This is a genomic window from Kiloniellales bacterium, assembly GCA_030064845.1.
Taxonomy (GTDB): Bacteria; Pseudomonadota; Alphaproteobacteria; order Kiloniellales; family JAKSDN01; genus JASJEC01.
This window is the reverse complement of the sequence record JASJEC010000050.1, coordinates 46,754-65,284: the sequence shown is the minus strand read 5'-3', so window position 1 is coordinate 65,284 and position 18,531 is coordinate 46,754. Positions and strand designations below refer to the sequence as shown.

Annotated in this window: 18 protein-coding genes and 1 pseudogene; 3 read left to right on the top strand and 16 right to left on the bottom strand. The window is 68.2% G+C overall.

Features of this window, described 5'->3' with window-relative positions:
• From QNJ67_16115 to yajC, 3 genes are all read right to left on the bottom strand, one after another.
• A partial coding sequence (locus QNJ67_16115) for a protein translocase subunit SecF (protein MDJ0610500.1) occupies positions 1-403 on the bottom strand: 403 nt, incomplete at its 3' end.
• An 18-nt stretch (positions 404-421) separates the two neighbouring features.
• On the bottom strand, positions 422-2,011 hold the full coding sequence (gene secD, locus QNJ67_16110) for a protein translocase subunit SecD (protein MDJ0610499.1): 1,590 nt from the start codon (positions 2,009-2,011) through the stop codon (positions 422-424).
• A gap of 61 nt (positions 2,012-2,072) precedes the next feature.
• Entirely contained in the window at positions 2,073-2,498 is a 426-nt protein-coding gene (gene yajC, locus QNJ67_16105; GenBank protein ID MDJ0610498.1) for a preprotein translocase subunit YajC, read from the bottom strand.
• A 341-nt stretch (positions 2,499-2,839) separates the two neighbouring features.
• On the opposite strand from yajC, the gene QNJ67_16100 reads away from it, so the two are divergent.
• The 3 genes from QNJ67_16100 (at position 2,840) to QNJ67_16090 (ending at position 6,696) form a co-directional block, all read left to right on the top strand.
• The gene (locus tag QNJ67_16100) at positions 2,840-3,748 is read left to right on the top strand and encodes an ATP-binding protein (protein MDJ0610497.1); all 909 of its coding nucleotides are present in this window, start codon (positions 2,840-2,842) and stop codon (positions 3,746-3,748) included.
• 27 nt (positions 3,749-3,775) lie between these two features.
• Positions 3,776-5,044, top strand: a complete 1,269-nt coding sequence (locus tag QNJ67_16095) for an adenylate/guanylate cyclase domain-containing protein (GenBank protein ID MDJ0610496.1) — start codon at positions 3,776-3,778, stop codon at positions 5,042-5,044.
• Positions 5,045-5,202: 158 nt separating this feature from the next.
• Positions 5,203-6,696, top strand: a complete 1,494-nt coding sequence (locus QNJ67_16090) for a M81 family metallopeptidase (protein ID MDJ0610495.1) — start codon at positions 5,203-5,205, stop codon at positions 6,694-6,696.
• Here QNJ67_16090 and QNJ67_16085 read toward each other — a convergent pair.
• The 13 genes and pseudogenes from QNJ67_16085 to QNJ67_16025 all read right to left on the bottom strand — a co-directional run bounded on the left by QNJ67_16085 (position 6,693) and on the right by QNJ67_16025 (position 18,340).
• A complete protein-coding gene (locus QNJ67_16085) occupies positions 6,693-7,925 on the bottom strand; it encodes a LysM peptidoglycan-binding domain-containing M23 family metallopeptidase (GenBank protein ID MDJ0610494.1) in 1,233 nt (410 codons plus the stop codon). The genes QNJ67_16090 and QNJ67_16085 overlap by 4 nt on opposite strands.
• Positions 7,926-8,041: 116 nt before the next feature.
• Positions 8,042-8,725, bottom strand: a complete 684-nt coding sequence (locus QNJ67_16080) for a protein-L-isoaspartate(D-aspartate) O-methyltransferase (GenBank protein MDJ0610493.1) — start codon at positions 8,723-8,725, stop codon at positions 8,042-8,044.
• On the bottom strand, positions 8,722-9,504 hold the full coding sequence (gene surE / locus QNJ67_16075) for a 5'/3'-nucleotidase SurE (GenBank protein MDJ0610492.1): 783 nt from the start codon (positions 9,502-9,504) through the stop codon (positions 8,722-8,724). The genes QNJ67_16080 and surE overlap by 4 nt, the downstream gene beginning before the upstream one ends.
• The gene (serS, locus tag QNJ67_16070) at positions 9,497-10,774 is read right to left on the bottom strand and encodes a serine--tRNA ligase (GenBank protein MDJ0610491.1); all 1,278 of its coding nucleotides are present in this window, start codon (positions 10,772-10,774) and stop codon (positions 9,497-9,499) included. The genes surE and serS overlap by 8 nt, the downstream gene beginning before the upstream one ends.
• Before the next feature lie 237 nt (positions 10,775-11,011).
• Positions 11,012-11,830: a twin-arginine translocase subunit TatC gene (gene tatC / locus QNJ67_16065; GenBank protein ID MDJ0610490.1), complete on the bottom strand. Its 819-nt coding sequence runs from the start codon at positions 11,828-11,830 to the stop codon at positions 11,012-11,014.
• Positions 11,827-12,354: a Sec-independent protein translocase protein TatB gene (tatB, locus tag QNJ67_16060; protein ID MDJ0610489.1), complete on the bottom strand. Its 528-nt coding sequence runs from the start codon at positions 12,352-12,354 to the stop codon at positions 11,827-11,829. The genes tatC and tatB overlap by 4 nt, the downstream gene beginning before the upstream one ends.
• Positions 12,355-12,514: 160 nt before the next feature.
• Positions 12,515-12,673 (bottom strand): annotated as a pseudogene (gene tatA, locus QNJ67_16055) (twin-arginine translocase TatA/TatE family subunit).
• Between the two features lie 118 nt (positions 12,674-12,791).
• Entirely contained in the window at positions 12,792-13,898 is a 1,107-nt protein-coding gene (locus tag QNJ67_16050) for an ABC transporter ATP-binding protein (protein ID MDJ0610488.1), read from the bottom strand.
• Positions 13,899-13,970: 72 nt separating this feature from the next.
• A complete protein-coding gene (gene scpB, locus QNJ67_16045) occupies positions 13,971-14,678 on the bottom strand; it encodes an SMC-Scp complex subunit ScpB (GenBank protein MDJ0610487.1) in 708 nt (235 codons plus the stop codon).
• Positions 14,675-15,442 carry a ScpA family protein gene (locus QNJ67_16040; protein MDJ0610486.1) on the bottom strand — a complete coding sequence of 256 codons (768 nt, stop codon included), beginning with the start codon at positions 15,440-15,442 and terminating at the stop codon, positions 14,675-14,677. The genes scpB and QNJ67_16040 overlap by 4 nt, the downstream gene beginning before the upstream one ends.
• A gap of 17 nt (positions 15,443-15,459) precedes the next feature.
• On the bottom strand, positions 15,460-16,167 hold the full coding sequence (locus tag QNJ67_16035) for a site-2 protease family protein (protein MDJ0610485.1): 708 nt from the start codon (positions 16,165-16,167) through the stop codon (positions 15,460-15,462).
• Positions 16,168-16,299: 132 nt separating this feature from the next.
• The gene (gene nagZ / locus QNJ67_16030) at positions 16,300-17,313 is read right to left on the bottom strand and encodes a beta-N-acetylhexosaminidase (protein MDJ0610484.1); all 1,014 of its coding nucleotides are present in this window, start codon (positions 17,311-17,313) and stop codon (positions 16,300-16,302) included.
• A gap of 4 nt (positions 17,314-17,317) precedes the next feature.
• Positions 17,318-18,340 (bottom strand): SPOR domain-containing protein, encoded by a 1,023-nt coding sequence (locus QNJ67_16025; GenBank protein ID MDJ0610483.1) that lies wholly within the window; start codon positions 18,338-18,340, stop codon positions 17,318-17,320.
• Positions 18,341-18,531: the final 191 nt, after the last annotated feature.

Here is an 18,531-nt window from a genome sequence, read left to right as displayed (position 1 = left end):
CGCTGCCGACCTTGGGGCCGACGAACTCCGTGCGGCGATACTCCACGACCCGGTCGCCCAGCGCCTCCTTCACCCTTTCGATGGCGGCGATCTGCGCCTTCTCGTCGCCCTCCTGGCGTTCGATGTTGATGAGAACGTCATCCTCTTCGCCGAAGGTCTGCAGGGTCACCTCGCCCAGGCCGAGTCCGCCCAGGTCCGCGCGCATCGATGACAGGTCGGCCGGGCCGTCCGTCTGGACTTCGATCAGGATGCCGCCGCGGAAGTCGACGCCGAAGTTCAGGCCGCGGGTCAGGACAAGGAGAACCGAACCGAGGATCAAGACGGCGGAGAAGATCAGGAAGAGGTTCTGCTTCGACATGAAGTCGAACTTCGGCTCGATCGGGATGCGTTTGATCAGCGCCATGGCCTTCGCTCCGCGCGGCTAGATCGGCAAGGCCTGGGGCCGCGTCTTGCGCAGCCAGGCGACAAGAATCAGGCGCGTCACCATGATGGCCGAGAACATCGAGGTGATGATGCCGATCGAGAGGGTCACGGCGAAACCCTTGACCGGGCCGGACCCGAAATAGAACAGCAGCACAGCCGCGATCAACGTCGTGAAGTTCGAGTCGAGGATCGTGGTAATGGCGCGACGATAGCCGGCATCGATCGCCGTGACAGGGCCCCGGCCCAGCGACATCTCCTCTCGGATACGCTCGAAGATCAGCACGTTGGCATCGACCGCCATGCCGATGGTCAGAACGATCCCGGCGATCCCCGGCAGGGTGAGCGTCGCCTGGAGGCCCGACAGGGCGGCGACGATCAGGACCAGGTTGGCGACGAGAGCGATGTCGGCGATCAGCCCGAAGCGGCCGTAACTGATCGCCATGAAGAGAATCACGAAGACCAGTCCGAGGACCGAGGCGATGGCGCCGGCCTCGATCGAATCCCGGCCCAGCCCCGGCCCGACCGTGCGCTCCTCCAGGATGGTCATGTCGGCGGGCAGCGCGCCGGCGCGAAGCAGCAGCGCCAGCCTGTTGGTCTCCTGGACCGTGAACTGGCCAGAGATCTGGCCGCTGCCGCCGAGGATCGGCTCATTGATCCGCGGCGCGCTGATCACCTTGTCGTCGAGCACGATGGCGAAAGGCCGGCCGACGTTCTCCGCCGTGTACTGGCCGAAGCGCTGGCCGCCCAAGGAGTCGAAACGGAAGGTGACGATCGGCTGGCTGGTGTTCTGGTCGAAACTCGGCTGGGCGTCGACCAGGTTCTTGCCGCTGATCACGACGGCCTCATCGACGACGAAGAGCTGCGGTTCCCTGATCGGGTTGCCTTCCTGGTCGGTTTCCACCCTCTCCGGCAGCACCTCGGCGCCCGGCGGGATCGGATCCCGCCCCGGTAAGACGTCGAGCCGCACCGAGCGGAAGTCGAGCCGGGCCGTCTGCCCGATGATCTCCTTCAGCTCTTCCGGGTCTTCGGCGCCAGGCGCCTGGATCAGAACCCGACGCTCGCCCTGGCGCTGAATGCTCGGTTCGCTGAGGCCGGTCTCGTTGATGCGGATTTCCAGAACCTGACGGGCCTGCTCCATGATGTTGTTCTTGAACTGGAGCAGCGCCTGATCGGTGAAGGCGATGCGGATCTCGCCCTCGTCGCTCGTGGTGGTCTCGTACTCCGCCGAGAGGTCACGGATGATCTCCCGCGCGGCACTGAGCTGCGCCGGGTCGCGCAGCTTCATCGTGATGCCCTCGCCGGTGACCCGCATGCCGCCCTGATAGCCGATGCGCGCCTCGCGGAACTCACGCCTAAGCGCCCGCGACTCGGTCTTGTAGCGCTGCAGCACCACCTTATCGAGATCGGCTTCCATCAGCAGATAGGAGCCGCCCTGGAGATCGAGTCCGAGGTTAATCTGCTTGCGCGGGACCCAGTCGGGCCAGGCCTCGACGGCTTCTTCGGAGAAGAGGTTGGGATTGGCGAAAATCAGGCCGATCAGCACCACGCCGAGGACGAAGATGACCTGCCATCTGGGGATGTTGACCATGGAACGCTAGCAATCCTCGCCGGGGTCTTCTTTCGGCTAGATGGGCCCGCCGGGCCGGCCGTCAATTCTTCTTGCCGCCGCCCAGGAAGCGATCGAGCAGGCTGCTGCCCTTGCCGGGGTCGTTGGCCGGCGCCGGGGCTTCGCCCTTACCCTTCTTTTCGCTGGCCTTGGCGGGCTCGGGCTTGCTCAGCACCTCGCTCACCGTGCCGCGTACCAGCTTGACCTTGACGCCTTCGGCGATCTCGACCTCCAGCTCGCTGTCGCTGACGACCTTGCTGACGGTCCCGATCAGGCCGCCGGCCGTGACGACCTTGTCGCCGCGCCGCAGCGCCTCGACCATGGCGCGGTGCTGCTTCATCTTCTTCTGCTGCGGGCGGATCAGCAGCACATAGAACACCACGAAAATCAGGATCAGCGGCAAGAACGTGGCAATGGCCGAACCGCCATCGGCTCCGGCGGCCTGAGCATAGGCTGGCGAGATAAACATGGATAAGCCCTTCCCCGTCACGACGGCCTCCGTCGCGGCGGCCTGAACCGGCGGACTATACCCCGCCGCCCCCGAATTGCAACGGCGGCCGGGGCCGGCGGAACGGCCCCGGAAAGGGGGCGCCCGCACCCCATCCGGGCGCGACCCCCGGGCGGTTTTCTGTTCCCATCAGGCGGCATCGAGCCGCTCACCCGATGCGCCCGGACCGCGGCGCGCGGCGTTCCCGGCCCGACGGAGGCACGGCGCCGCGCAGGCCACGGGCCGCGCAGGCCATGGATAGTCCGAGAAATGTGGGCTAGTGTCGCCGGCCCGTGGGCGCTGAAGCCCCCTGGAGTAAGGCCATGACCAAGAAGAAGGCGGCCGGCCCGAACGGCGCCGTCCCGCAGATTGACGACCTGGGAGCCGCGCTGGAGCGGATTGCCAGCGCCCTCGAGCGAATCGGTCCGCCGGCCCAGCCGGCCCTGGACCTCGGCGCGGCGGAGGCCTTCGTCTGGCAGGCCGAGCGCGAGACCCTGGAGCCGGTAGCCGCGGTCAATCGGGTCGACCTGGTGCTGCTCCAGGGCATCGCCCGCCAGCGCGAGACGCTGCTCGAGAACACCCTGCGCTTCGCCCGCGGCCTGCCGGCCAACAACGCCCTGCTGTGGGGCGCCCGCGGCATGGGCAAGTCCTCGCTGGTCAAGGCGGTCCACGCCGAGGTCAACGCGCGGGCGGCGCGCGAGGGCTTCGCCGGGCTGATTCTGGTCGAGATCCACCGCGAGGACATCCCTTCCCTGCCCCGCCTGCTGCAGCGCCTGCGAGGCGAGGAGCGCGCCGCGGTGCTGTTCTGCGACGACCTCAGCTTCGACAACGCGGACACCAGCTACAAGTCGCTGAAGGCCGTCCTGGAGGGCGGGATCGAGGGCCGCCCGGCCAACGTGATCTTCTACGCCACCTCGAACCGCCGCCACCTCATGCCCCGCGACATGATCGAGAACGAGCGTTCCACGGCTATCCATACCTCCGAGGCGGTCGAGGAGAAGGTCAGCCTGTCGGACCGCTTCGGCCTCTGGCTCGGCTTCCACAACTGCGACCAGGACACCTATTTCGCCATGGTCGAGGGCTATGCGACGCGCTACGGCCTCGACTTGCCGGACGAGGAACTGCACGCCGAGGCCAAGGAATGGGCGATCACGCGCGGCAGCCGCTCGGGCCGGGTCGCCTGGCAGTACATCCAGGATCTGGCCGGCCGCCTCGGCAAGCGGCTGGATTGACCTGGCGATCCGGCGGAGGGTGCGGCCATGACAGGTGAACCCCCGGACCCGGCACCGCGGAGCTACCCCTCCTTCGTCACCCTGCTGCGCCGCGGCCGCTTCGATCTCGAGGCGCTGGGCCGGCCGAGCCTGGCCGAAGTCGAGAGCTGGCTGCTGGGCGAGGCGGCCGATCACGGTGACCTCCTGGAGGTCTTCCAGTCCTTCGTCTGGCGGCTGGTGGCGGCCGGCCTGCCCCTCGACCGGGCCAGCTTGCATGTCGGGACGCTGCATCCTCAGCTCTTCGGCTACGCCTGGAACTGGAGCCGTGACGACGGCCTGTGCGATGAGGTGAAGGTCGACGAAGCGGTCCTGGGGAGCGATGCCTATCGCCGCAACCCGCTCTATCGGGTCATCGAGCACGGCGAGACGTTTCGCGGCCGCACCGACGCGCCGGACGTCCCGGAGCAGGGCCTGCTCGCCGACCTGGCCCGACAGGAGATCGTCGAGTACCTGGCAATGCCGCTCAGCGCGGGCGGCGACTATCACAACGCGGCGACCGTCGCGACCCGCCAGGCCGAAGGGTTCTCGGCGGAGCAGATCTCAAACATCGACCGGCTTCTCCGCCTACTCGCGCTCCATGTCGCCCGCCACATCGCGGCACGCATCGCCGAGAACCTCGTCAACACCTACCTCGGCGACGCCGCCGGCAGCCAGGTGCTCCAGGGCTCGATCAAGCGGGGATCGGGAGCGCCCATCGGAGCGATCATCTGGGCCTCCGATCTGCGCGGATTCACCGACCTCGCCGACCGCCTCGACGACCGCGATGTGCTCTCGGTTCTCAACGCCTACTTCGAGCGCCTCGCCGGGGCCGTCATGGCCCATGATGGCGAGGTGCTGAAGTTCATCGGCGACGGCCTTCTGGCGGTCTTTCCCTTTTCGGCCTTCGAGACCGAACAGGCGGCCGCCCGTGCCGCCCTCGCCGCCGCCCGGAGCGCGCTTTCCGAACTCGACCTGCTCAACGAAGACAAGAGTCAGCTCGCGGAGATCGACGGCTGGCGGCCGCTGCGGACCGGCATTGCCCTGCATCGCGGCGACGTCTTCTTCGGCAATCTCGGGGCCCCGCGCCGGCTTGACTTCACCGTGATCGGCAAAGCGGTCAACGCGGTCAGCCGCGTCGAGGGTCTCAGCAAGCCGCTCGGCCGTCCAATTCTGTTCACCGAACCGGTCGCCAAGCTCTTGGATGTACCGCTCGAGACTCTGGGGACGCACGCCCTGAAGGGGCTCTCGGAGCCCCTGCCGATCTTTTCGCCACGCTGACCGAAGTTCCAAGCCACGTCCGATCGGCCGGGCCGAGCCCAGACGTCGCCGCCTGACCTTGCGACCAGGGCCTTGCCCGCCGCCCCGGCAAACGGCTCTACTGACCGTTCCGGACACGCCGCTGCCGGGCCGGGAGTAGCAAAGAGGAGGTGGCCGCCATGAAGCTGCGCGCCGTCGTCGCCATGATGGAGCACGAGACCAACACCTTTTCGCCTGTGCCGACACCGCTCGAGCGTTTCGGCAGCCCCGACGTGCCGACCGGGCCGGAGGTCTACCGGCGGTTCAAGGGGACCGGCACCGGGATCGGAGCCTTTCTCGATGTCGCCGACGGCGAAGGCATGGAGATCGTGACACCGATCGCGGGCAATGCGGCGCCCAGCGGGTACGTCGACGCCGCGGCCTACGACACCATGTGCGACGCCATCTGCGCGGCGGTCGAGACGGGTTGCGATCTCTGTTTCCTCGACCTCCACGGGGCCATGGTCGCCGAGACCACGGACGACGGCGAGGGTACGCTGCTCGAGCGCCTTCGGACGCTGGCACCGGATCTGCCGATCGCCGTCAGCCTCGATCTCCACGCCAACATGACCCGCGAGATGGTCGAGAACTGCACCGTTCTGGTCGGCTACAAGACCTACCCTCACGTCGACATGTACGAGGCGGGCGCCCATGCCGGGCGCATCCTGGTCTCGGCGCTGAAAGGCGAGGTCACCCCGGTCATGGCCTGGGGCCAACGCCCGATCCTGGCCCAAACCCTCAGGATGGGCCACGACGACCGGCCCATGGGCCCCTTGATCGACATGGCCCGCGGCGAGGAGGCCAAGGGCCTGCTCGCCGCGAGCGTGTTCGGCGGCTTCCCGCTCGCCGATATCCGCCACGCGGGGCTTTCGGCGGTGACCGTCGCCGACGGCGACCGGGCCTGGGCCGAGGCCGCCTGCGAGCGGCTGCTCCAGCGGGCCTGGGAGGAGAAGGCGGAATGGCTGTTCGATTCCGAGCCCCTGGCCGAGACCATCGCGCGCGCCGGGCAATTGGCCGAGGGTCCGGTCATCCTGCTCGATCACGCTGACAACTCCGCCTCGGGCGGCACCCAGGACACCGTGGCCGTCCTGCGCGAGGTCATCGACCAGGGGCTCGAGGATGTCGCCATGTTCGGCATCTGCGATCCCCAGGCGGTCGCCGAGATGGAAGCCGCAGGCGTCGGCCAGGAGATCACCCTCGATCTCGGCGGCAAGACCGACATGCCCGAGATCGGCAAGGCGGGCGAACCGCTGCGCCTGAGCGGCAGGGTCCGCGCCATCACCGACGGCGATTTCGTGGTCACCGTGCCTATGGGGCGCGGCACCCTGACGTCCATGGGAAAGTCCGCCGTGCTCGACACCGGCAAGGTGCAGATCGTCGTCTGTTCCCGGCACACCGAGCCCTATGACCTGGGGTGTTTCCGCAGCCTCGGCATAGAGCCGACCGCCAAGCGCTTCCTGATCCTCAAGTCGCGGATCCACTACCGGGCCGGTTTTCGCGCCATCGCCAGCCACGAAATCCCCTGCAACGGCGTCGGCGTCACCAGCAGCGACAACAGCCTCTTCACCTTCAAGAAGGTGCGCCGGCCGATCTACCCGCTCGACCCTGACTGCCCGGAACGGCCCAACTACTAGTTTCTATCGGCGGTCTTCGGCCCCAGCAGCTTGGTCGGGTTGACGGCCCTGGTCCCCTTGCGCAGCTCGAAGTGGAGCTGCGGCTCGGCGACGCTGCCGGTCGAGCCGACGCGGCCGATGGTCTGACCGCGCTTGACCGTGTCGCCGCGGCGGACCTCGATCTGCTCGGTGTGGGCGTAGGCGGTGACCCAACCGCCCTGGTGCTTGACAAGGACGAGGTTGCCGAAGCCCCGCAGTTCGTTGCCGGCGTAGGCGACCACGCCGTTCTCGGCCGCCCGCACGGGCGTGCCGCGCGGCGCGGAGATGTTGATCCCGTCGTTGTGGCGCCCGTCCTTCTTCGGCCCGTAGCCCAGGATCACGGTACCGGAGACCGGCCAGAGGAAGGTGCTGCGCGCGCGCGGCGGCGGCTTGGGGATGGCGGCGGGCGGCGGGCTCGGTCGCGCCGCCCTGGCCGTCCGGTTCTGGCCGGTCGCGGCGGCGCTCCTGACGGCGGCGACCTTGGGATCCGGCCGCCGTCCCGGCAGGACCAGGCTCTCGGCGGGCCTGATCGTGTAGGGCGGATCGATGCCGTTGAGCCGGACCAGCTCGCGCAGGTCGACATCGTAGCGCCGCGCGATGGAGTAGACCGTCTCGCCCTTGGAGACGCGGTGCTGCCGGACGGTCGGGACGACCAGCGCCTGGCCGATCACCAGGGTGTAGGGCGGCGGCAAGCGGTTGGCGTCGATCAGGGCGCGCAGCGGCACGCCGTGGCGCCGCGCGATGCCGTAGACCGTGTCGCCCTTGGCCACCACGTGGCGGCCCTGCGACTGACCGGGCTGCGCCCGACCGGGGATCTTGATCTCCTGACCGATGCTCAGCGTGTAGGGCGCCGCCAGGTCGTTGTGGGCGATGATCTTCTTCGGCGGCACCCCGAACTTGCGGGAAATCGCGTAGACGGTGTCGCCCGCGCTCACCACGTGCACCGAACCGTCCCCCGGCTTCGCGGCGGGGACCGGGTCCAGCCGGGTCCCGCCCCTCGCCTCCAGCGGCGTCCGGTCGACTGTCTCGACCGGCGCCGACGACGCGCCGGATCGACCGACGGCGCCCACGGCGGGCCGGGGCTCGGTCTGGTCGGCCGTCGCGACGGCGCCCGAACGCGCCGCCTGGCGCTCCTTGTAGGCCGCCAGGTCCTCTTCGTTCAGGGGGATGGCGCAGCCATACAGTGCGGCCGCCGCGAGAACGGCCGTCATCGTAAGGCGAAGCCCGCGAAACGCGGGCCTATCCTGGCGGGTCCTCATGGCAATCGACGCGTTTCACCATGCCACGACCTCGGGGCTTCGAACGAAAACCCCACGCTCGATTCAATTCATGACAGAGTCGCGCCGCGGGGTCCAGCCGGCATTGAAGGCCGCCGGTCTTCCGGCCGGTCCGCGGTGACCAGGGGCACGAAGCGGACCGAGCCGAGGTTCTCCTCGGTGAAGCCGTCCCCGTGTCGCACCAGGCGCAGGAGCTCCTGGCGGCCGTGCGCGCCGACCGGAATCACCATGACGCCGCCCGGGGCAAGCTGGTCGGCCAGCTGCGGCGGCACGTCGCGCGCGCCGGCTGTGACGATGATCCGGTCGAACGGGGCCTGTGCGGGCCAGCCCGCCGAGCCGTCGCCGACGCGCGTCGTGATGTTATGGAGGCGCAGCTGGGCGAAGCGCTTCTCCGCCGTCCGGAGCAGCTTTGCCAAGCGCTCCACGCTGTAGAGCCGGCGGCACAGACGCGACAGCACGGCGGCCTGGTAACCCGAGCCCGTGCCGACCTCCAGCACCTTGCACCGCTTGTCCGACGCCAGCGCCTCGGTCATCACGGCAACCACCTCGGGCTTGCTGACGGTCTGCCCCTGATCGATCGGCAGCGCCCGGTTCTCGTAGGCCTGGTCCCGGAAAGGGGCCGGCACGAAGACGTCGCGCGGGATCCGCTCGATCGCCGAGAGCACCCTGGTATCGGAAACGCCGGCCCGCCGCAGGTCCATGATCAGACGGATCTGCCGCGCTTCCAGGCTCACGGGAAGATCCCCTCGAGGCTGTCAAGCGTTTCGCGATGGGTCAGGTCCAGGTGCAGCGGCGTGACCGAGATCGACTGGTCGAAGATTGCCGCCAGATCGGTGTCGGGCTGCGATGTCTCGTCGCTGGAAAAGTCCCCGACCCAGAGGTAGTCGCGCCCGGCCGGGTCCTTGCCCTTGAAGATCTCGATCGCCGTGTCGCGGCGACCCTGACGGCAGGCGCGGATGCCTTGGACCGAGTCGGGCCCGCCCGGCGGGAAGTTCACGTTGTAGAGGACTTCCGACGGCCACTGATGGTCGTAGAGCCGGCGCACGATGTCCGGTCCGAAGCGGGCCGCGGTGCGCCAGTCGATCATGCCGTCGTCCTCGCGCATCTGGCTGAAGGCGATCGCCCGGGCACCGAGCAGGGCGCCTTCCATGGCCGCGGCGATGGTGCCCGAATAGGTCACGTCCTCGCCCAGATTGACGCCGTGGTTGACGCCCGAGAGCACCAGGTCGGCGGGCCGATCGTTCATCAGCTCGTGCAGCGCCACCAGCACGCAGTCGGTCGGCGTCCCGTCCACCGAGTAGCGGCGCTCCTCGTACTTGCGGACGCGCAGCGGCCGGCGCAGGGTCAGGGAGTGGCTCGCCGCGCTCTGCTCGCTCTCCGGCGCGACGACCCAGACGTCGTCCGCGAGCGACCGGGCGATCCCGGTCAGCGTCTCGATCCCCGGCGCGAGAATGCCGTCGTCGTTGGTGACCAGGATCCGCGCCTTGGCGAGATCGGTGGGGCGGTCAACCATCGGCGGCGATCACGTCTCGGCCACCCATGTAGGGGCGGAGGACCTCCGGGATGCCGAGGCTGCCGTCGGCCTGCTGGTGGGTCTCCATCACCGCGATCAGCGCACGGCCGACCGCGACGCCCGATCCATTCAAGGTGTGCACGAAACGGGTCCCCTTCTCGCCGGTGGGCCGGTAGCGCGCCTTCATGCGGCGGGCCTGGAAGTCGCCGCAGTTGGAGCAGCTCGAGATCTCACGGTAGGCGCCCTGGCCCGGGAGCCAGGCCTCCAGGTCGTAGGTCTTGCGCGCCGAGAAGCCCATGTCGCCGGTCGAGAGCGTCACCACCCGGTAGTGCAGGCCGAGCGCCTGCAGGACGCCCTCGGCGCAGCCGGCCATGCGCTCCAGCTCCTGATCCGAATGGTCCGGGTGGGCGATCGAGACCAGCTCGACCTTCTCGAACTGATGCTGACGCAGCATGCCGCGGGTATCACGGCCCGCGGATCCCGCCTCAGAGCGGAAGCAGGGCGTATGGGCCGTGACCCGGATCGGCAGGTCGGACTCGTCGAGGATCTCCTCGGCCGCGAGGTTGGTCAGCGGCACCTCGGACGTGGGGATCAGCCAGTAGCCCTCGCCAGTGCGGAACTGGTCCTCCGCGAACTTGGGCAGCTGGCCGGTGCCGTAGAGCACCTGGTCGCGCACCAGCAGGGGCGGATTGACCTCGGTGTAGCCGTTCTGCTCGGTATGGCGGTCGACCATGAACTGCGCCAAGGCCCGGTGTAGGCGCGCCAAGGCGCCGCGCAGCACCACGAAGCGCGACCCGGAGAGCTTGGCCGCGGTCTCGAAGTCCATCAGGCCGAGCGCCTCGCCCAGCTCGAAGTGCTGCTTGGGTTCGAAGTCGAAGGCCGGCTGCGCGCCAAACACCCGCTCCTCGCGGTTGCTCGCCTCGTCGGGACCGTCGGGCACCTCCTCGGCCGGCGTGTTCGGCAGTCCCTCCAGCAGCTCGGTCAGCTCGGTCTCGGCCCGGCGCTCCTCGGCCTCGCTCTCGGCCATGGTCTTCTTGATGTCGGCCACCTCGGCCATCAGCTCGGCGGCGTCCTCGCCCTTCCGTTTGGCTTCGCCGATCGCCTTGGACGCCTCGTTGCGCCGCGCCTGCAGGTCCTGCAGCGCGGTCACGGCGTCGCGCCGGCGCGCATCGAGCGTGATGACCTGCCCCGACAGGGGCTCCAGGCCGCGCCGCTTGAGGCCCTGGTCGAAGGCCTCCGGGGATTCGCGGATCCACTTGATGTCGAACATGACGACTCGGGCTCGGCTCGAAATACGACGGCGCTCTTATAGGGGCAGTGACTCCGCGCTGTCCACCGGGGAAACGCCCGACCCCAGAGCAGATCCGGGTTTGATGGAATCGCCTCGGGCGATCCATCAACCCGGTGAATCTGCTCTAAACCTGAGATGTAGAGCGGATTTACATGTTTAGTTGGAAACCACGTAGTGGTTTCCAACTAAACATGATCCGCTCTAGGGGTCTGAGAGTCAGGTCGCCGCCGCCGGCGCGGTGTCGTCCTCGTCGTCGTCGTCGAACTCGTCGTCGCCGCGCTTCTTCTCGACCAGCTTCGCCATGTAGATCGAGACCTCGTAGAGGATGACGATCGGGACCGCCAGGCTGATCTGGCTGATCGGATCTGGCGGCGTGAAGATCGCCGCCACGATGAACACGCCGACGATGGCGTACTTCCGCTTTCGTGCCATGCCCTTGGAGGTGGCGAGGCCGACCTTGGCCAGCAGGGTCATGACGATGGGAAGCTGGAAGCAGAGCCCGAAGACGAAGATCAGGGTCATCACAAGGGAGAAGTACTCGTTGACCTTGGGCAGGAGCTCGATGGTCATGCTCTCACTGTTGCTGCTGGCGGTGAGCGCGGCGAAGAACTCCCAGGCCAGCGGCATGATGATGAAATAGACCAGGGCGCCGCCGAGGAAGAACAGGATCGGCGAGCAGATCAGGAAGGGCGCCAGCGCGGTCTTTTCGTCCTTGTAGAGGCCCGGCGCGACGAACAGCCAGAACTGGGTCAGGAAGATCGGGCAGCTGAAAAAAGCGCCGAAGAAGAAAGCGACCTTGATGTCGGTGATGAAGACCTCGAGCAGGTGCGTGTAGATCAGCTTACGGTCCTGGCCCTGGTCCTCGAGGACTTCGAGCAGGGGGTCGGCGAGAAAGGCGAAGAGCGGCTGGGCGAAGTAGAAGCAGACCAGGAAAGCCAGCAGGAGGCCGATGCAGCTGTAGAGCAGTCGTTGTCTGAGCTCGATCAGATGTTCGAGCAGCGGCATCTTGCCGCCTTCCGCCTCCTGCGCGCTCATGCCCGCTTCTGCTCGCCGTCGCCGCCGCTCGCCGTCTCGACCTCGGGCTCCGCCGGCGGCGTCACGGAATGCGCCGGCGCGACCTGCGCCGGATGGTGGATGACCTTGGCCTCGCGGCCCCCGGCTTCAGGCTTGTCCTTGTCCGTGTCCTCGGCCTTGTCCTCCGCGCCGCCCCCAGCCCCTTCCGTCTCCGCACGATCCGCGGTATTCGGGTCGCCGGCGTCCGGCTTCGCAGGCGTCGCGCGCGAGGACTCCGCGATGTTCCTGGCTTCTTCCGCGACTTCACCTTCTGGATCAACCGTGTCTTCTATTATTTTGTTTATATTCATATTTTTTGTTTTGTTGATCGCGTTCCTGGTCTCCTCGAGGTCGGCCTCCCGCACCATGTCGTCGAGCCCCGACTGGAACTCATGCGCCAGCCCGCGGACCTTGCGCATCCAATGGCCCATGGAGCGCAGGACCTTCGGCAGTTCCTTGGGGCCGATGACCATGAGCGCCAGCAGGGCGATCAAGGCCATTTCCATCCAGCCTAGGCCGATTTCGAACATGGTCCGCTACGAGCAGTTGAAGGAAGATCTCGCGGTCACCGCGGCGTCAACCGTCGGTTCCGGTCTTTTCCTTCTGCTTCTCCGCCACCCTAGCCGCGGCCGGCTCGTCCTTCGCGATCACCTTCTGGTCTTCCTCGTCTTCGCCGTCCTGCTTGTCTTCCTTCAGACCTTTTTTGAAGGCGTTGATGCCCTTGCCCATGTCCTTCATGAGCCGGGGGATCTTGCCGCCGCCGCCGAACAGCACGAGCACGACCACGAGTACGATCAGCCAATGCCAAACGCTAAATGTACCCATGTTGCCGGGTTCTCCCTTGTCGCTCCGGGCCCAGGCCCGTCTGGCGCGGACTATGGCAAAAAGGCCCGGATGCCGCAATCTTTCCGGATCTGGGCCGGATCTGGGCCGGATCGGGAGTTTAGGGCTCCGTGGCGGGCGTCGCGGCCCCGGCCTCGGATGCCGCCAGGGGAAAAACGAAGGCCTGGGACTGGTCCAGGTGGACCACCAGTTTCTGGTCCTCCGTCGGCAGGAAGCGCCCGGGGACCCGGGCGTGCAGGTGGAGGCCCTCGGACGTGCCGTTCACGCTGAGATGCACGAGGCTGCTGCGGCCGAGCATGCGCGACGCCAGGACCCGCGCGGTGCCCACGCCCTCGTCGCCGGCTTCGGGGCCGAGGGGCTGGAGACGCAGAGCCTCGGGTCGGATCAGGACCTTCACGGGCGTTTCCTCGGCCATATCGGGGGCCGCGACCTCGCCGAACGGCGTGGTCACCCGGCCGTCTCGAACGACCCCCTGCAACTCGTTGATTTCTCCGAAGAAACCGGCCACGAAGGCGTCGGCCGGAGCGAAGTAGAGATCGGCCGGCCGGCCCACCTGGATCAGCTTGCCGGCCCGCATCACGGCGACCCGGTCGGCCATGAACATGGCTTCCTCGGGGTCGTGGGTGACCATCAGGGTCGCCGCGCCGCTCTCCTTGAGCAGATGCAGGGTCTCGTCGCGCACCTGGTTGCGCAGCCGGGAGTCGAGCCCGGAGAAGGGCTCGTCCAGCAGCATGACCTTGGGCTCCGGCGCCAGGGCCCGGGCCAGGGCGACACGCTGCTGCTGGCCGCCGGAAAGGGTGTGGGGAAAGGACGCCGCGGCGTGGGCCATGCCGACCTGACGCAGGCAGCTCTCGACCCGTTGGCGCCGGGCCTCCGCGCCCAATCCGCGCAGGCCGAAAGCGACGTTGTCGGCGACCGAGAGATGGGGGAACAGGGCGTAGTCCTGGAATACGAGCCCGATACTGCGCCGTTCCGGCGGCAGATTTCGTCCAGGACCCGCCACTTCGACCCCGGCCAAGGTCACTCGGCCGCGCTGCAGGGGCTCGAGCCCCGCGGCGATCCGGAGCGCCGTCGTCTTACCGCAGCCCGACGGCCCGAGCAGGCAGACGACCTCGCCGCGGGCCACGGCCAGGCTCACGTTGTCGACCGCCAACACCTCGTCGTAGGCGTGGCTGACGCCCTCGAGCCGGAGCGCGTCCTCCGTCATGGTCTAGGGTTGTTCTCGCCGTCGCGCATGGCGCACGGTATTGCGAATGACTCGCACATTCAATGCCTGTGCTCAGGAACCGGGGGTCTTGGTGTCCGCGGCGGCCTGGGCGGCCTTCTCGCCCGCTGCGGTGGAACCCTTCTCGCCCTCGTCGCCGAATTCGGCCGCCAGCATCTCCCAGGGGTCTTCCGATCCCTCGCCCTCGGGCTCCGCGTCTTCGCTTTCGCCGGGGAAGTCGGGGGCGGGCACGACACGGGAATCCAGCAGGCCGGCGGCCTTGAGATCCTTGACGCCGGGCAATGCCTCCAGGCTCTCGAGCCCGAAGTGGTCCAGGAAGCCGTCGCTCGTGCCCCAGGTCACCGGGCGTCCCGGTGTCCGGCGCCGCCCTTTCGGCTTGATCCAATCGGTTTCGAGCAGTGTGTCGAGCGTCCCGCGCGACAGGGCGACGCCGCGGATCTCCTCGATCTCGGCCCGTGTCACCGGCTGGTGGTAGGCGATGATCGCAAGGGTCTCCAGGGCGGCGCGCGACAGCTTCTTCACTACCTCCCGCTCGACCAACATCAGGGACGAGAGGTCCGGCGCCGTGCGGAAGGCCCAGCGCTGCCCGACGGGGACCAGGTGGACCCCGCGATCCGCGTAGCGCGCGCGGAGCTCCTCCAGGAGACCATCGAGATCGACGCCCTCCGGCAGATGCCGGGCCAGGTCGCTGCGGCTGAGGGGCTCGGCGGCGGCGAAGAGTATCGCTTCCAGCAGCCGCAGATGCTGGAATCGCTCGCTCATGATTCCGGCCCCTGCGGGCTGACGAAGATCGGCCCGAAGCTCTGGTCCTGGCGCACCTTCAACTTGCCTTCACGGCAGAGTTCCAGGCTGGCCGCGAAGGTCGCCGCGATCGCCGAGCGCCAGATCAGCCCACCGCGCAGGTCGGCGGGCAGGAAAGCCGCCAGCGAGCGCCAGCCGGGCGTCTCGCCGATCAAGCCGGTGAGGCGGTTCATCGCCTGCTCGACCGAGAAGAAATCGGAGGCCGGCACCTGCAGCACGCTGACCCGGGCGCGGCCCCTGATCTCTCCGTAGGCCTTGAGCAGGTCGTAGAGCGTGGCGTCGTGGCGGGATCTGGTTACCCGCTTCAGGCCTTCCGGCTCCCCGCGGCTGAAGCGTTCCTGCCCCAGGCGCGGCAGCGTCAGCAGCTTGCGCCCCGCCTCCTTCATGGCCTCGAGCCGCTGCAGCCGGTGGCGCAGCGCCGCGGCCATCTCCGCCGCGCTCGGCTCCTCCGGGTCCTCCGGCTCGGGCAGCAGCAGCTTGGACTTGAGGTAGGCCAGCCAGGCGGCCATCACCAGGTAGTCCGCCGCCGGCTCCAGGCGCAGGCGGGACGAGCGGCGGACGAACTCGAGGTACTGATCGGCCAGCGCCAGGATCGAGATGCGCGTCAGGTCGACCCGCTGCTCGCGGGCGAGCTTCAGCAGCACGTCGATCGGTCCGTCGTAGCCGTCCAGGTCGACAACGAAGTCGTCGCTGGTCGTGCGGACAGGATCTTCCCACGGCTCCACGGGAGGCGGCCCCTCGCTCACAGCGCGCCCTCCATACCGAGCCCCGCCAGCTGCAGGAAGAACCCGAGGAGATACTCCACCGGGACCCATACCACCCAGTGAAACACCTCGAGGTCGTAGCCCAGTTGGCGGCCGACGTAGGGCAAGAGGAAGATGATGCCGATCAGGATCAGCAGGCCGTAGCGTTCGAGCCGCGCCAAGGGCACCGCCAGCGGGGGCGGCAGCAGGCCGACAGCGACGCGTCCACCATCGAGCGGCGGCAGAGGCAGCATGTTGAACACCGCCAAGACGAGATTTATGAGGATCGAGTTAAACAGATTCGCGGCCAGCCATCCACCCAGGGAACCTGGAAACAGCGGGACTAGGTGAAGCAGCAGCGCCGACGCGGTCGCCAGCAGCAGATTGGCCCCGGGACCCGCGGCCGCCACCAGCACCATGTCGCGTTTCGGCTGGCGCAGCCGATGGAACGCCACGGGGACCGGCTTTGCCCAGCCGAACAGGAAAGGCGCCCGAACCAAGAGCAGAACCGCCGGCAGGAAGACCGTGCCGAAGCCGTCGACATGGCGAAGCGGGTTGAAGCTGACCCGGCCCAGACGGTAGGCCGTGTCGTCGCCCAGGCGCCAGGCGATGTAGCCGTGGGCCGCCTCGTGCAGGGTGATCGCCAGGAGCACGGGCAAGACCCAGACCGAAGCAGTGTAGAGAAGGCCCCAGGGCTCGAAGTCCATTGCGCCGGTCTAGCCCGCATTTCTCGCCGTGTCCATGGCCTGCGTCGCGTTCAGGCGGGTCGCCCGGCAAGGAGACGGGCGAAGAGCGTAGCCGAGGCTACGGTCGAGGCCTTCGACGCCGAGAAACGCGGGCTAGGCGACGCGCATCAGGTCGTCAAGCCGTGCGGACAGGGTCTCGATATCGCCCGGCGCGGCCGACGTCCGGCGGCCACGCGCGTCCAGCCATCGGCGTGCGGCCGAACCGGTCATGGGACCGACCGCCTTGGCGGCCGCTTCCATCTCGTCGCGCTCTCCGTTGCAGTGGAGCGCGATGTCGCAGCCGGCGCCGAGCGCCCGCGTCGCCCGGTCGCCGATCGTGCCGTCGAGCGCCTCCATGGAGAGATCGTCGGTCAGGAGCAGGCCCTGGAAGCCTATGCTGCCGCGGATGACCTCTTCGATGACGACGGCCGACGTCGTCGCCGGCTGATCGGGATCAATCGCCTCGAAAACGATATGGGCCGTCATGCCGAGTGGCATATCGGCCAGATGGCGGAACGGAACGAAGTCCAACGCCTCCAATTCGTCGCGGGACGCGGCGACCCGAGGCAGCTCCAGATGGCTGTCGACCACCGCCCGTCCGTGGCCGGGCATGTGCTTGATCACGGGCAGCACGCCGCCGGTCATCAGGCCGGCGCAGCAGGCCCTCCCGAGGTCCGCGACCAGCGAGGGCTCGGGCCCGAAGCTGCGGTCGCCGATGACCGCGTGGCCCTCGGGCCTCTGCAGATCGAGGCACGGCAGGCAGTCCACATCTATGCCCAGGGCCGCGAGTTCGGCGGCGATGATCTGGGCGTTGAGGTCAACGGCTTCTCGGGCGGCGGCCAGATCGACCTCGGCCAGGCGTCCGAAGCGGCCCGAGGCTGGGGCCGCTCTCCAGTGCGGCGGCTTGAGGCGCTGCACCCGCCCGCCTTCCTGATCGATCAGAACCGGAGCATCGTCGCGGCCGACGCTCTCGCGGAGCGACTGCACCAGAGCCTGAACCTGCCCCGGCGAGTCGCAGTTGCGGGCGAAGAGGATGAACCCGAAGGGATCGGTCTCGCCGAAGAACCCCTTTTCCCAGGGCGTCAGGACAAGACCTTCGCAGCCGAAAATGACGGCGCGATGGCTCACGGCGCTACCGCTTGACGACCAGGCAGTCCTGCTTGCGGGACTTCAGCTCCGCGCAGAGGTCGATCGCGGTGGCGCGGTTCGGGAACGGCCCAGCCTGGACCCGGTGGTAGGTCCGGCCGTTGACGTCCGCCTCTTGGAGATAGAGCACCATGCCGGCGAGCAGGTCCGGAAACTTACTCTGGAAGCGGCTCCAGGCGTCTTCGCCGACCTGCTTCGAATTGAACGACCCCAGCTGCAACAGGTAGCTGCCCTTCGCGGGCGCCGTCGCTTTGGCCCTCGGCAAGGCCGCCTGCACCTGCCGCGCCGGGCTGGCGGGCGGCTGAGCGGCCCCGGCCGGAGCAGCGGCGCTGGGGGCGGCCGCCAGCGTGGAGGCAGCGGTCGTCGTGCCGGAGCCGCCGGCCTGGGTCCGCGGCTGCGCGGGTTGCGCTTGAGCCGGCGGTCGGGCCTGGGTCCGAGGTTGAATCTGACCCTGGAACTGTGAGCTGGAACTCCCGCCGGGCGAGGTCGTGATCGAGCCCACGCCGGTCGTGCCGCTGCCCGTCACCGCCGGCCGCGCCGCGGCCGTGGTGTCGACCACCGGCTTCGGCGTCTCCGGTGGCGGCAAAAGCCGTTCCACCACGGGCGGGCTTCCGTTGGCCGGCTGATTGAGCACCAGGCGATCCTGGTACGGTACCTCCAGGCCACCCGGATTCTCGGGCTTGACCTTGACAGGGTCATCCATCGCCTGGATCACAGGAACGTCGGAACCACCGCCGCCGAAGAACCATTTGTAGCCGAGGAACCCGCCGACGCCGACAACACCGACGATCGCGCCAATCATGAAGATCGAGACCAGGCGTCGCCCGCGCCCTTCCTGCGGCGCCGCCCTGCCCTGGGCGCGCAGAACCCGGCGACCCTGCTGCGGCTTCCGGCGCGGCTTTACCTCGACCGCCGTATCCAGTTCGAGCTCGCCTTCCTCACGGGACGCCGACGCGGAGGGCTGGGAACCACTCCGCATGAACTCGGGCCATTTTTCGAATGCCTTCATTTTCGCTCCTCGGGCCGGACAGCGGCGCTCTGCAGCCCCGAAAACAGTGTTGTGCGGCGCAATCCGCTGCGACAGAGCGGTTCCGCTATCTCTCGAGCGGCCTGAATGGAAGCTTGGAGCGTTGCAATGGCCCGAACAGGGTCCAGCAAGGTCAGGCCCTTCTTTTTCGTTGTGACAGCGAGTTCGCTTGA